The organism is Micromonospora sp. NBRC 110038 (genome assembly GCF_020884815.1).
GTDB classification, from domain to species: domain Bacteria; phylum Actinomycetota; class Actinomycetes; order Mycobacteriales; family Micromonosporaceae; genus Micromonospora; species Micromonospora haikouensis.
Map to the genome: position 1 here is coordinate 252,602 of NZ_BBOL01000008.1, position 12,393 is coordinate 264,994.

Below are 12,393 nucleotides of genomic sequence, written 5' to 3' on the forward strand. Positions count from 1 at the left end.
CCGTCGAGGGGCGAGCGCTGCGTAGGCTCCCGGTCGAGGGCCTACGCAGCGCATCGGCGTCAGACGTCAGCCGCGACCTGGCGCAGGAAGCCTTCGAGATCACGCTCCGGCTCGGTGGTCTGCAGGTCCCGCTCCATCGCGAGCTTCATCTTCTTGGCTGGCGCGTCTCCGCTGACGAGCCGGTTCCACTCGTCGTGCTCCACGTTCAGGCCGCGAGTGAGATCCACGGCCGGAAGCGCACGCTTGGCTCCCTCGATCACGCCCGGGTCCAGGGCCGCGATGTTGCCGGCGAGCCGGGTCACGAACGCGTCGAGTTCAGCGTCGGGAATGGCCCGGTTGATCCACCCGTAGAGCGCCGCGGTCTCCGCATCGAGCAGGTCGGCTCCCAGCACCACTTCGAGGGCACGGTTACGACCCGCCTTTTCGAGCAGGAATTGAGTCCCCCCGCCGCCGGGAATGATCCCGAGCAGGACCTCGCTCTGCGCGATCTTTCCGCGTTCCGCGCCTGCGAACGCCATGTCGGCGGCGGCCACGAACTCCGCGCCACCGGCGCGGGCGATGCCGGCCAGTTTGACGATGGTGATCTGTGGCTGGCTGCGCAGCAGTTCCCCGATGCCCTGGTGGACGTTGACGTGCGGGTAGTCCTTCTTGACCGCCTCCAGCGCCGGGTAGCTGTCGAAGATCCCGAAGTCGACATGGGCGAGGAAGAACTCGTCGTGGGCGCTCTCGAACACGATCACACGCGTGGTGTCGTCCGTCCGCAGCCGCCCGAGCAGATCGTGCAGGTCGAGCATCATCTGTCCGTCCAGGGTGTTCACGGGCGGGTGGTCGAGCGCAACCGTGGCGACGCCACCAGCGAGGCGCACGCGCAAGGACGAGTAGTCGGGAAGGTGCATCGCATTTCTTCCAATCGGTTGCCGACAAGCGTGTAGGTTCCTCACGCATACCGATCATCCGGCGGATAGATCGAGCACCACAAGAACGCACTTTCGAGGTACCACGGATCGCCACGGATACCTGCCATATGCCGCGCGCCGACAGCGCGTCAGCTCCTGTCAGGCCCAGCCTTGACCGCCGGACTTGACGAGCACGACTGCTCGCCAGAAGGCTTACTCGCGCACGAGGATCCATTCACCGGCACGCGCACGCGTGTCGCGATCAGGGCTCCCGCATCCAGGTATTCGGATCGGTGACGAAGACACCCTTGCCCTGGTGGCGACGGATGACGCGCAGCGCCTCAAGCCGGACGTAGGCCAGCTGCACGGTCCCGTAGCTGACTCCGTAGTTCACACGGGTCTCGGCGACCGACGGCAGGCGGTCGCCAGGCTTCAGCTTCCCCGACCTGACATCAGCGATGACGTCGTCGGCGATGCGGAGGTATTCGGCTGATTCGGGCATGTCGCTCCTCGCGTGGCACCCCGAATTCGATCACACCTCGAATGCCTGAACAATGTGCTTTGACTTTCCTGTGTTCCCTAGTTATGTTTGTCGAGAGCTCCTCCTCGCGTGGCAACGGGGTCGGCTCATCCCCCGGTCGGGGCGGGTCTGCCCTGCCCGCCCCGACCCACCGCACGCACGCTCCACGCTCCCGTCTGCCCCGGAAAGGATCGTCGTGGCCCACGTGTATCGAGGCGGCCGGCTCTACGGAACGGGCCGGCCCGACCGGCTGACCCCGCACGAGGTGCGTACCTGGGCGTTCGACCCGCGTCGGCGGGGCGTCGACGCCGACCAGGTGCGCGAGTTCCAGGCCCGGCTGGCCGACGAGCTGGCCGGGCTGCACGAGGACGTGCGGCTGCTGACCCAGGAGAACGACCGGCTGAAACGGGCGCTGCGCGACTGGCAGGTCATGCACGCCCGGGAGTGCGTCCCGCCGGACGACGCCCGGCCCAACCGGGGTCACTGGTAGCGGTGCGCCCGGCCCCCGGTGACCTGCTGCGCGTCGACGGCCGGGCCTCGGTGCAGTTCGCCGGGGACCGGGCCGTCACCTTCCGCGTCGTGTCGGTGCCCGACCTGCCGACCTACCACGGCTGGATCTGGCTCGCCGGCTACGTCCTCGACCAGCGCGGCCTGGCCACCGCCAAGCGCGAGATCTACGTCCAGCTCGCCGGGCTCCGGCCTGCGGCCCCGGCGACGGCGACCGTCCCGCGTCGCTCGTCGTCACGCCCCGCGCAGCGGTCCGCGTCGACCCCCTCGGGAGTCGGTCGGGTTTCCGGGCTGCGGAGGTGAGCAGGCGGCGTCGGGAAAACCCGTTGGGCTGCCCGCCGCGCCTCGGGCACGATCACCGCGTGGACACCTATCTGGACACCGAGCGCCTGGCGCTGCGCCACTTCACCGCCGACGACGCGGACCTGCTGATCGAGCTGGACAGCGACCCGGAGGTGATGCGCTACCTGAGCGGCGGCGAGCCGACCCCGCCGGAGATCGTCCGCGAGCGCTACCTGCCGAACATCCTCGCTGGCTACCAGAAGTGGAACGGCAACTTCGGGCTGTTCGCCGCGCACGAGAAGGCCGGCGGCGCGTTCGTCGGCTGGTTCATCCTGCGCCCCGCACCGCAGGGCCCGCTGGACGAGGTCGAACTCGGCTACCGCCTGCGGCGGGCGGCCTGGGGCAACGGCTACGCCACCGAGGGCTCGCGGGCCCTGCTGGGCAAGGCGTTCACGGAACTCGGCGTGCGCAGGGTCTGGGCGGAGACGATGACCGTCAACCGCGCCTCGCGCAACATCATGGAGAAGCTCGGCATGACGCACACGGAGACCAGCCCCGTCCCCGACGACATGGCGATGATAGAGGGCGCCGAGCACGGCGGCGTGCTCTACGAGATCACCAAGGAGCAGTGGGCGCGGCGGTAGCCGCGCTCACCCCTGGGTGGTGCACGCCCGGCGGTTCGGTGGCGGGGTGCCGTACAGCTCGTTCTCCGCCGGGTCGATCGGGTGCCGGTCGATCTCCCTCGGCACGTCCGACGGCGAGTCGAACGCCCTGCGGATGTCGGGCACGCAGAGCAGCGCGAGCCGCTTGCCGACCGCGATGCCGTTGGCGTCGAACCGGATCAGCCCGGTCACCCCCCGGTACGCGGGGTCGGCGACGTCGCGGATGGTGACGTACACCGTCGTGGGGGTGACCTCCCGGGGGTTCCACTCGCGGCCGGCGGGGGCGGAGAGGTTGCCGGCGATGGTCCGCACCGCCCGCAGGTGCAGCCGGGTCGCGTCGTAGGCCAGCCCGACCCGCTCCCCGATGGGCGAGTTGGACTGGCACAGCGACAGCACCGTCCGCACGTCGGTGAGGAAGAGCTTGCGCTCGATGTCGGTCGCGCCGATGATCCGGTTGCAGTAGGCCAGCTCGCCCTTGACCACGTACGCCAAAGGCAGGTTGTCCGGCGCGGGCCGGCGGGCGGCGGTGTTCGCCAGGTAGCGGTTGACCGAGTCGTCGCCGATGAGCAGCGGCACCCGGCCGCTGCAGTTCTCGGCCAGCCGGGCGGCGAACGCGCCGAACTCGGTGTAACGCCCGCCGAAGAAGACCACGCCGTCGCCGAAGCGGTCGGCACAGACCGGGGTCAGGTCGACCCCCTGCCGCCAGTACGTCTCCTGGTAGGCGTCGCCGCCGAAGCGGGACCGCAGGCCGTCGCGCAGCGTGTTGACGTACAGGTCGCCGCGCGCGCCCTCGTCCGGGTCGACGTTGCCGTACGTGTAGAAGTTGAAGATCCGCTTTTTCTTCAGCACCTCGGTGACGTGGTCGTGCACGAGGGTCGCCTCGTCGATGTTCGGCGCGGAGATCTGCAGGTAGCGGCTGGAGGCGTCGGCGATCCGGTCGGCCGACAGGGTCGGCGCGAGGACGGGCAGGTTGAGGTCGCCCAGCGCCTTGATCGCGTCCTGCACCGCCTTGCGGCTCTCCACCAGCCCGACCACGCCGAGCACCGTCGGCTCGTCGTGGGCCAGGTCGGCCAGCATCCGCACCACGTCGGCGGCGTAGCGCATCTCCTGGCCCGCGTTGGCGACCACGATCCGCAGGTACGGGTTGGCCCGGTCGTCGTTGGCCTCCAGGTACGCGCGGCGCTGCGCCGCCGCCATGCCCTGCAACTCCTCCCGCTCCCCGGCGAACGTCTCCTCCCCGGGCAGCGCGTCGGGCTTGGTCAGCGACCCGAAGTAGACCAGGGTGACCCGGGGCCGGTCCCGGCGGACGGCCCACGCCGCCTCGACCTCCCGGTTCTGGTCGAAGATCTGCCGCTGCACGGCGAGCAGGGACGCGTCGCGGCTGAAGAGCTGCCGCCCGTTGTCGCTGTAGCCGATGCACTGGCCGTCGCGGACCGTCGTGTGCACCAGCCCACCCGTGGCCGACGGCGGCCACTCGCAGTCCGCCCGCCACCGCTGCGCCTGCCCGGGGATCTGCCACACGCCGAAGGTGGTCAGCACGACCGCGACCAGCGCGACGAGGGCGACCGGCCGGGCCAGCCACGGCGGGCGGGGCGGCACGATCCGGGACAGCCGGTTGCGGAACGGGGTGAGGTCGGCCGCAGGGACCTCCACCTGGAGGTACCAGGCGTTGTCCTCCCGCGCCCGCCGGGCCCGCGCCAGGCCGCTGCGCCACGCCCGGTACGCCCCCTCCACCCCGTCCAGCGGCACGAGCTGGCCGGCGACGGCCGGATCGGTGGGCGACAGCCCGTCCGGCGGCACGTCGTGGCCGTTCGCGATGACCAGCAGGGGATCCGAGCGGCCCGTCTCGTCGCGGACCGCGTTGATGAGCCTGACCAGGGCGTACCCGCCGTTGCCCGGGGCGAGGCCGTCGAGCAGGATCGCCGGGCAGGCGGTGCGCCGCCACGGCTTGAGCCGCCACGGCCGGCGACGGTACTCCACGCGCAGGTCCTGCAGGAACGCGTGCACGAGCAGCAGGTCGATCTGCTCCTGGTCCTCGGTCTCCCGGGACGGGACGGTGAGCCGGCTGGCGAAGGCGACGAAGTCGCCGGCCGCGAGCTCGGGGGCGAGATACTGCTGGCGCAGGAACCAGCGGAACCGACGGCCCGCCCCGAACAACCAGCCCTTGGTCAGCAGCCAGAACGTCACACCGGGCAGGACGCGCAGGACGAACCACAGCAGCACACCGAGCCAGCCCCCGGGGTCCGGCGGGGCCTGCTGCCCGTCCGACGCCGCCCGCTGCGACATCCGCTCGCGCAGTTGCCGGATCAGCTCTCGGCGTCGCCGGTTGGTCGCCACGCCGGTCAGGTCCACCTGCATGAGCCCGTCGGCCAGCGCGTAGTGGCGGAACGCCAGCCGGTCGGCGCCGCCGAAGTTGCCGGCCACCAGCCCCGTGTACGCCTCGTGCAGCAGCGCGCGCACGTCCCGGCCGGTGGCGTCGAGGCGGACGTGCGGCACCCGCCGCTCGTCTCCGGCGAACACGTGCGCCAGCATGGCCAGCGGTGACGGCGTGCCGGGCCGGGAGACCAGGCACAGCAGCGGCAGCCGCCAGCCGCGGCGCGCGGGCCGCAGCACCATCGACTCGATCAGCTCCACCAGCCGGTGGAATTCGGCGTACGCCCGCCGGCCCTGCTCGGGCACCCTCTCCTCGGTCATGTCCCCCCGCCCCGAAGCCGCCGAAGAATCCGCGAAATCGTCGGTCCCGCCGCCTCGCCGGTAAGGAACACTCCGTCGTGCCGCACAACGAACAGTGAAACCGGTCGCTCGATGCTAGGCGGTGATCGAGGCCCCCGCCACGGCGCCAGGGGCCCCCACCGCAACTGTCAACTTTCCGATCCTCCACCGCGACCGCCCCCTCCCCCGGCCCTGCCCGGCCCCAACGCCGTTGATCAAGAGGTTTGCGTCAATGTCGATCAACTCTGACGCTTTTCTCTTGATCACCGACGAGAACGTGGGAGGGCGGCGGACCACCCGGTTGGGGCCAGCCGCCGTCAGGCGGCGAGGGTGGCGTAGCGGCCGGCGCGGTCGAGCAGGCTGGCGTGGGTGCCGGACTCGACGATGCGGCCGTGGTCAAGCACGGCGATCTGGTCGGCGTCGCGCACGGTGGACAGCCGGTGGGCGATCGTGATCGTGGTGCGTCCCCGGGCCAACTCGTCGAACGCCCGCTGCACCGCGCGCTCCGTCTCGGTGTCCAGCGCGCTGGTGGCCTCGTCGAGGATGAGCACCCGGGGGTCGCGCAGGAGGGTGCGGGCGATGGCGAGGCGCTGCTTCTCCCCGCCGGAGAACCGGTGCCCGCGCGAGCCGACCATGGTGTCGTACCCGTCGGGGAGGGCGGCGATGAGATCGTGGATCTGCGCGGCGCGGGCCGCGTCCTCGATCTCGCCGTCGGTGGCGTCCGGCCGGGCGTACCGCAGGTTCTCCCGCACGGTGGTGTGCAGCAGGTAGGTCTCCTGGCTGACCACGCCCACGACGGCGGCCAGGTCGGTCAGCCGCAGGTCGCGCAGGTCGACGCCGTCGATGGTGACCCGGCCGGCGGTCGGGTCGTGCAGGCGGCTGACCAGGGCGGCGAGGGTGCTCTTGCCGGAGCCGGTGTGCCCGACGACGGCCAGGCCGGTGCCGGCCGGCACGTCGAGGGTGATCCCGGCGAGGGCGGCGGTGTCGCTGCCCGGGTAGGTGAAGGTGACGCCCTCGATCCGCACGTGGCCGCGCACCCGGCGCGGGTCGATGTCGACCGGGTCGGCGGGGTCGTCGACCTCGACGGGCAGGTCGAGATACTCGAAGATCCGGGCGAACAGCGCCATCGACGCGGTGACCGACACGCCCACGTCGAGCAGGCCCATCAGCGGCCGGAACAGCCCGCCCTGCAGGGCGGTGAACGCGACCAGCGTGCCGATGCTGAGCGTGCCGGCGGCCCCGGGCAGGCCCGCGCCGAGGTAGATGAACGCGGGGATGGCGGCGAAGATGACGCTCATCGAGGCCATCCGCCAGCGGCCGGCGAGGTCGGAGCGCAGTTCCAGGTCAACGAGGCGGGCCGAGGAGGCGGCGAACCGGTCGACGAGCGCGCCGCCTGCGCCGAGGGTCTTGCTGAGCTGCACGCCGCTGATCGACAGCCCCTCCTCGATGGTGACGTTGAGGTCGGCCAGTTCGCGCTGCCGCTGGGCGGTGATCTCGCGCCGCATCCGGGCTACCCGGCGGGTGAGCCAGATCGACGGCGGCAGCACGACCAGGGAGATCAGCGACAGCCGCCAGGACAGCGCCACCATGGCCACGGCGGTGGCGACGACGGTGGTGAGGTTCGACGCGATCGAGGTGGCGGTGGAGGTGACCACCGTCTGCATGCCGCCGATGTCGTTGGTGATGCGGGACTGCACCTCGCCGGTGCGGGTGCGGGTGAAGAACGCGATCGACTGTCGGTGCAGGTGGGCGAAGACGTCGGTGCGCAGCCGGTGCATGACCTGCTGGCCGACGCGGGTGGAGAGCCACGTCTGGACCACGCCGAGGGCGGCGGTCACGACGGCGACGGCGACCATGCCGAGGACCAGGCGGGACAGCAGGGTCAGGTCGTGCTCGGGCAGGGCCCGGTCGATCACCGCGCGCAGCAGGAACGGCGAGGCCATGGCGACGATCGAGGAGGCCACGATGATCGCGGTGACGGTGGCGAGCTGCCAGCGGTACGGGGCGAAGAGCCGGCCGACCCGGCGCAGCGGCACCTGGCGGGCCTGGGCCTTCTCGGCGGGGCTGACGGTGCGGGGGCCGCCCCGGCCCTCGCGGTGGGTGGTGGGTGTGTCCAAGGGACCGCCCTTCGGTCGGAAACAATGCTGAGGTTACCTCATCATGAGGGAGCAACAGCATTCTCTGCTACCGTATTCCGGTGAGCGCCGACATCCCGGTGAGCCCCGCCACTGCGGTGAGCGCCGACGAGGAGGGCCTGGCCGAGAGCTTCTGGGCCGTCGCCCGCCGGCTGCGCCACCTGTCCCGGCAGACCCTCGAACCGTGGCAGGTCAACCCCGGGCAGGCGCGCGCGCTGGGCGTCCTCACCCGGCACGGCGCGCTGCGGCTCAGCGCGCTCGCCGAGCACCTGCGCATCGCGCCGCGCTCCGCCACCGAGGTCGTCGACGGCCTCCAGGAGCGCGGCCTGGTCGCCCGCCGCCCCGACCCGGCCGACCGGCGGGCCACCCTGGTCACCCCCACCGACGAGGGGGTACGCGTCGCCGCGGCGATCCGCGCCGCCCGACATGCCGAGGCCGAGCGCCTCTTCGGGGGGCTCAGCCCCGCCGACCGGGCCCACCTGGCCCGCATCCTGCGGACCCTGCGCGACTGACCGCCGACCTTCCCGCCTCCTTCTGCGCCCGGCCGGTCAACCCGTCAGTTCGGTTGGCGGTTGGCGGTTGGCGGCTGGCGGCTGGCGGCTGGCGGCTGGCAAGGATGGCCAGCACCTCGGCGCGTACCCGGTCCGGCTCGCGCACCAGCCTGCGGTGGGCGAAGCGGACCACGAGGATGCCCCGGGTCGCCAGCAGCGCGTCGCGGCGCAGGTCGATCTCCCGCTGCCGGGGGTCACCGTGCGCGGTTGCCCCGTCCAGCTCGAAGTCGACCCGTTCCCGCTCGGCGTAGACGTCGAGGTACATGGTGCGCCCCTCGATCCGTACCCGGAACTGCCGGCGCAGCTGGGGCATCTGCGCCCCGGTGAAGACGTGGTCGTGTCCCCATACTTCGAGGGGGCTGCGGCAGCCGGCGGACAGTCGGTCCAGCAGCACGCGCAGCTCGGCGCGGCGCGCCAGCCGGGGCGCTTGCGCCAGCGCTTCCCCGACGCGCGCCGGGGTGGTCAGGCCGTCGTTGACGGCGCGGATCAGCGGGGCGGGGCGGTCCACAACCGGCAGCAACGGCCAGGCGTCGACCAGCGCCCGCTCCAGCGGGACGAGGGGCAGGCCCCGGCGGGTCACCGCCTGCGGCGGCTCGGGGCGGAAGCCGTGCCGGTGGTGCAGCACCAGGTGCGGTGGCCGGGTGCGGAGCCCCGATCGGGCCGGCACGTCGAGGTGCACGGCCTCGTCCTCGGGTTGCCGGCGCACGCCCCAGATGTGCAGGGCGGTGGGTCCGCCGAGCGCGCCCCGCCCCTGCGCGTACGCCACGGCGGCGCGGTGCCGCAGTTCCGGCGGGAGCACGGCGAGCCCAGCCGAGCCGGACAGAGGCGCAGCCAGCCCAGCCGAGCCGGGCGGGAGCACGGCAACTTCAGCAGAGCCAGGCGCGGGCGCGGCGAGCCCAGCACGGCACGGCCGCGTCCGGCACGACTCGACGTAGACGCCGGGCAGCACGCGGAGCAGGTCGCCGGTGTCCACCGCGTGTCGCAGCACCCAGGCGGGCACCACCTGGGTCGCCAGCGTCCGGGTGAGCAGGCCGTCATGGCGGTCCAGCAGCGCTCGAAGCGGTTCGTCCACGGCATGGACGGTGTCGGTGGCCGTCCCCGCGCCGCAACCCCGCCGGCCGCCGGCTGTGGACAGGGGTCCGCTGTGGACGAGGCCCGCTCGGGGCGAGGATGTGGTAAGGCGTCCTCGATCGTCTGCTGATTTCGGAGACGATCGTCGGCGTGTCGGCTCACTTTTCGACAGACGATCATGGGGGTGCGAGCGCCGCCAGGCGGCGAGCGAGGTGGGTGCGTTCGCGGGTGTTGGCGGTGTGGGCGATTGCTGTCTCGTACGCCTCTTGGGACTCCTCCAGGCGGTCCAGGCGGCGCAGCAGGTCGGCGCGTACCGCATGGTAGACGTGGTAGCGCAGCAGCGGCGAGGCTGCGCCGCCCAGCTCGTCGACGACCGCCAGGGCCTCGGCGGGGCCGCGTACCTCCGCGAGGGCCACCGCCCGGTGCAGCGCGACGACGGGGCTCGGCGCGAGGGCGGCGAGGTGGTCGTACAACTGGAGGATCTGGGCCCAGTCGGTGTCGGCGGCGCTCGACGCGTCGCCATGCACGGCGGCGATCGCGGCCTGGAGCTGGTACGGGCCGGGGCGGGCGCGGCGCAGGCAGCGGCGCACGAGCGCGTGCCCCTCGGCGACGAGGGCGTGGTCCCAGCGGCTGCGGTCCTGCTCCGCCAGCGGGACCAGATCGCCGTCGGGGGCCGTGCGGGCGGGGCGACGGGACGCGGTGAGCAGCATCAGGGCGAGCAGGCCGAGCGTCTCGGGCTCGTCGGGCATCAACTCGACGAGCAGCCGGCCGAGCCGGATCGCCTCGGCGCACAGGTCGTCGCGGACGAGGTGCTCCCCGGCGCTGGCGGTGTGCCCCTCGGTGAAGATCAAATAGACCACGGCGAGCACCGCGCGGAGCCGGTCGGGCAGGTCCGCGTCGCGCGGGATGCGGTACGGGATGCCGGCGTCGCGGATCTTGGCCTTGGCGCGGACCAGGCGCTGGGCCATGGTGGGCTCGGGCACCAGGAAGGCGCGGGCGATCTCGGCGGTGCTCAGGCCGCCGAGCAGCCGCAGGGTCAGCGCGACCCGCGCGGCCGGGGCGAGCGCCGGGTGGCAGCAGGTGAAGAGCAGACGGAGCCGGTCGTCGCGCACGGGCCCCTCCTCGGGCGGCTCGGCGGGGGCGTGCAGCAGGGCCGCCTCGGCGTGCCGCCGCGCCCGGGTCGCCTCCCGGCGCAGCCGGTCGACGGCCCGGTTGCGGGCGGTGGTGATGATCCAGCCGTCGGGGCTGGGCGGCGTGCCGTCGACCGGCCAGCGCCGCACCGCCTCGACGAACGCCTCCTGGACCGCCTCCTCGGCGAGGTCGATGTCGCCGAGGAGGCGGATCAGCACCGCGACGGCGCGACCGTGGCCGGCGCGGAAGGCGCGCTCGACGTCGGTGGATCCGACGTCGGTGTGCCCGGGCACGCCGGTCAGGACCCGCCCGCGAACGGACGGACCTCGACCGGCAGGGTGGTGGCCCGCGCGTAGCGGCGGCCCCAGTCGAGGGCGACGTCGAGGTCCGGCACCGACACGATGGTGATCCCGCCGAGGTACTCCTTGCCCTCGGCGAACGGACCGTCGGTCACCAGCATCCCGTCGCCGTCGGCCCGCAGCACGGTGGCCGTCTCCGGCGCGTGCAGGCCCTGCCCGAAGACCCAGGAGCCGGCCTCCACCAGCTCGTGGTGGATCGCCTCGACCTCCCGCATCACCCCGGCGAGGAACTCCGGGTCCGGCCGCCCCGTGTCGGCCGGGTGATAGATGCTGATCAGGTACTGCCCCATGTGGTCCTCCTCGGTCGCGCGGCCGGCACACTGCCGGCCCCCACCTCCACCCTTCACCCTCCATACGAACGGACCCGGCCGGGATCGACACGCCGCCCGAGGAGTTTTTGGTCACCCTCGGCTTATATAAGGCAGCTCTGATATAAAAGGGGGGTGCATGCCTTCGACGTGCTGGGCGAGCCCGTACGCCGGCGGATCCTCGAACTGCTCGCCGAGGGCGAGCGGAGCGCCGGGTCCGTCTGCGAGGTGATCCGGGCCGAGTTCGGCATCTCCCAGCCGGCCGTGTCCCAGCACCTGCGGGTGCTGCGCGACAGCGGCTTCGCCACGGTGCGCCCGCAGGGGGCCCGACGGCTGTACGCGGTCAACCCGGAGCCGCTGCGCGAGGTCGACGACTGGCTCGGCCACTTCCGCCGGTTCTGGACCCCGCCCCTGCACGCCCTGGCCACCGAGCTGGCGCGGGGCCGCCGGGAACGCCGCCTGGCCGCGGAAGCCGACAGACCCGAGGAGCCCGCCGAGGCCACGCAGCCCGCCGGGGCCCAGGAGCCCGCCGGGGCCTCGGCGTCCGCGGCACCCGAGAACGAGAGAGCCGAGCAGAGGAGACCAGGATGATCGACGCGACGCACCAGATCAGTGCCGTGGAACGTCGGGTGGGCAGCCGCGTGCTGCCCGCCGGGCAGGCCCGGGTCATGACCATCAGTCAGACGTACGACGCACCGGTCGAGGACGTCTGGGACGCCTGCACCAACGCCGACCGCATCCCGCGCTGGTTCCTGCCCATCAGCGGCGAGCTGCGGCTGCACGGCCGGTACCAGTTCGAGGGCAACGCGGGTGGCGAGGTGCTGCGCTGCGACCCGCCGGAGAGCTTCGCCGCCACCTGGGAGATGGGCGATCAGGTGAGCTGGATCGAGGTGCGGCTGTCCCCGGAGCCCGGCGGCCGGACCCGGTTCACGCTGGAGCACGTCGCGCACGTCGACGACGCGATCTGGGACCAGTTCGGGCCGGGTGCGGTCGGGGTCGGCTGGGACATGGGGCTGGTCGGGCTGGCCACCTACCTGCACTCCGGGGACGGCGGTGACGACAACCCGGCCGCGCGGGGCGCCGAGTGGGCCGCCTCGGCCGAGGGCCGGGAGTTCCTGGTGACGGTCAGCCGGCTCTGGGGCGAGGCGAGCGCGGCCGCCGGCACCGATCCGGCCCAGGCCGCCGCGGCGGCGCGGCGGACCACGGAGGCGTACACGGGGGCCCCGGCCGGCTGACCCCCGAGGGCCCGGTCGGGCCGG

At 72.9% G+C, this 12,393-nt stretch carries 13 protein-coding genes; 6 read left to right on the top strand and 7 right to left on the bottom strand.

The genetic code is table 11. The features are described 5' to 3' along the window. Positions 1-59 precede the first annotated feature (59 nt). The gene (locus tag LPU61_RS25225; RefSeq protein WP_082106336.1) at positions 60-896 is read right to left on the bottom strand and encodes an enoyl-CoA hydratase/isomerase family protein; all 837 of its coding nucleotides are present in this window, start codon (positions 894-896) and stop codon (positions 60-62) included. Between the two features lie 262 nt (positions 897-1,158). Next, a complete protein-coding gene (locus tag LPU61_RS25230) occupies positions 1,159-1,398 on the bottom strand; it encodes a winged helix-turn-helix domain-containing protein (RefSeq protein ID WP_043963370.1) in 240 nt (79 codons plus the stop codon). A gap of 214 nt (positions 1,399-1,612) precedes the next feature. On the opposite strand from LPU61_RS25230, the gene LPU61_RS25235 reads away from it, so the two are divergent. From LPU61_RS25235 to LPU61_RS25245, 3 genes are read left to right on the top strand one after another with little or no spacing between them, the layout of a single operon-like run. Then, positions 1,613-1,906, top strand: coding sequence for a DivIVA domain-containing protein (locus tag LPU61_RS25235; RefSeq protein ID WP_229406363.1), 294 nt, complete (start codon positions 1,613-1,615; stop codon positions 1,904-1,906). 2 nt (positions 1,907-1,908) lie between these two features. Next, complete coding sequence (locus LPU61_RS25240) at positions 1,909-2,226, top strand: hypothetical protein (protein ID WP_043963369.1); 318 nt, start codon at positions 1,909-1,911, stop codon at positions 2,224-2,226. A gap of 59 nt (positions 2,227-2,285) precedes the next feature. Further along, the gene (locus LPU61_RS25245) at positions 2,286-2,849 is read left to right on the top strand and encodes a GNAT family N-acetyltransferase (protein WP_043963368.1); all 564 of its coding nucleotides are present in this window, start codon (positions 2,286-2,288) and stop codon (positions 2,847-2,849) included. 6 nt (positions 2,850-2,855) lie between these two features. On the opposite strand, the gene LPU61_RS25250 is transcribed toward LPU61_RS25245, so the two are convergent. Together LPU61_RS25250 and LPU61_RS25255 are read right to left on the bottom strand one after the other, a co-directional pair. Next, the gene (locus tag LPU61_RS25250) at positions 2,856-5,561 is read right to left on the bottom strand and encodes a hypothetical protein (protein WP_229406364.1); all 2,706 of its coding nucleotides are present in this window, start codon (positions 5,559-5,561) and stop codon (positions 2,856-2,858) included. 335 nt (positions 5,562-5,896) lie between these two features. Next, positions 5,897-7,696, bottom strand: a complete 1,800-nt coding sequence (locus LPU61_RS25255) for an ABC transporter ATP-binding protein (protein ID WP_305072001.1) — start codon at positions 7,694-7,696, stop codon at positions 5,897-5,899. Between the two features lie 80 nt (positions 7,697-7,776). Between LPU61_RS25255 and LPU61_RS25260 the strand changes: the two genes are divergently transcribed. Beyond that, the gene (locus tag LPU61_RS25260) at positions 7,777-8,226 is read left to right on the top strand and encodes a MarR family winged helix-turn-helix transcriptional regulator (RefSeq protein ID WP_228986883.1); all 450 of its coding nucleotides are present in this window, start codon (positions 7,777-7,779) and stop codon (positions 8,224-8,226) included. Here the strand turns inward: LPU61_RS25260 and LPU61_RS25265 are convergent. From LPU61_RS25265 to LPU61_RS25275, 3 genes are all read right to left on the bottom strand, one after another. Next, positions 8,171-9,337, bottom strand: a complete 1,167-nt coding sequence (locus LPU61_RS25265) for an endonuclease domain-containing protein (protein ID WP_229406365.1) — start codon at positions 9,335-9,337, stop codon at positions 8,171-8,173. The two genes, LPU61_RS25260 and LPU61_RS25265, sit on opposite strands and share 56 nt — an antisense overlap. A 175-nt stretch (positions 9,338-9,512) precedes the next feature. Continuing rightward, a complete protein-coding gene (locus LPU61_RS25270) occupies positions 9,513-10,760 on the bottom strand; it encodes an RNA polymerase sigma factor (RefSeq protein WP_043963365.1) in 1,248 nt (415 codons plus the stop codon). A gap of 5 nt (positions 10,761-10,765) precedes the next feature. Beyond that, positions 10,766-11,116 carry a YciI family protein gene (locus LPU61_RS25275; RefSeq protein ID WP_043963364.1) on the bottom strand — a complete coding sequence of 117 codons (351 nt, stop codon included), beginning with the start codon at positions 11,114-11,116 and terminating at the stop codon, positions 10,766-10,768. Positions 11,117-11,269: 153 nt separating this feature from the next. On the opposite strand from LPU61_RS25275, the gene LPU61_RS25280 reads away from it, so the two are divergent. Together LPU61_RS25280 and LPU61_RS25285 are read left to right on the top strand one after the other, a co-directional pair. Next, the gene (locus LPU61_RS25280; protein ID WP_229406366.1) at positions 11,270-11,725 is read left to right on the top strand and encodes a helix-turn-helix transcriptional regulator; all 456 of its coding nucleotides are present in this window, start codon (positions 11,270-11,272) and stop codon (positions 11,723-11,725) included. Continuing rightward, positions 11,722-12,369, top strand: coding sequence for an SRPBCC family protein (locus tag LPU61_RS25285; protein ID WP_043963363.1), 648 nt, complete (start codon positions 11,722-11,724; stop codon positions 12,367-12,369). Before LPU61_RS25280 ends, LPU61_RS25285 begins: the two co-directional genes overlap by 4 nt. Positions 12,370-12,393: the final 24 nt, after the last annotated feature.

Coding starts and splice junctions, on each gene's coding strand:
- LPU61_RS25225 (WP_082106336.1), bottom strand. CDS start 896: ATGCACCTTCCCGACTACTCGTCCTTGCGCGTGCGCCTCGCTGGTGGC.
- LPU61_RS25230 (WP_043963370.1), bottom strand. CDS start 1,398: ATGCCCGAATCAGCCGAATACCTCCGCATCGCCGACGACGTCATCGCT.
- LPU61_RS25285 (WP_043963363.1), top strand. CDS start 11,722: ATGATCGACGCGACGCACCAGATCAGTGCCGTGGAACGTCGGGTGGGC.
- LPU61_RS25250 (WP_229406364.1), bottom strand. CDS start 5,561: ATGACCGAGGAGAGGGTGCCCGAGCAGGGCCGGCGGGCGTACGCCGAA.
- LPU61_RS25275 (WP_043963364.1), bottom strand. CDS start 11,116: ATGGGGCAGTACCTGATCAGCATCTATCACCCGGCCGACACGGGGCGG.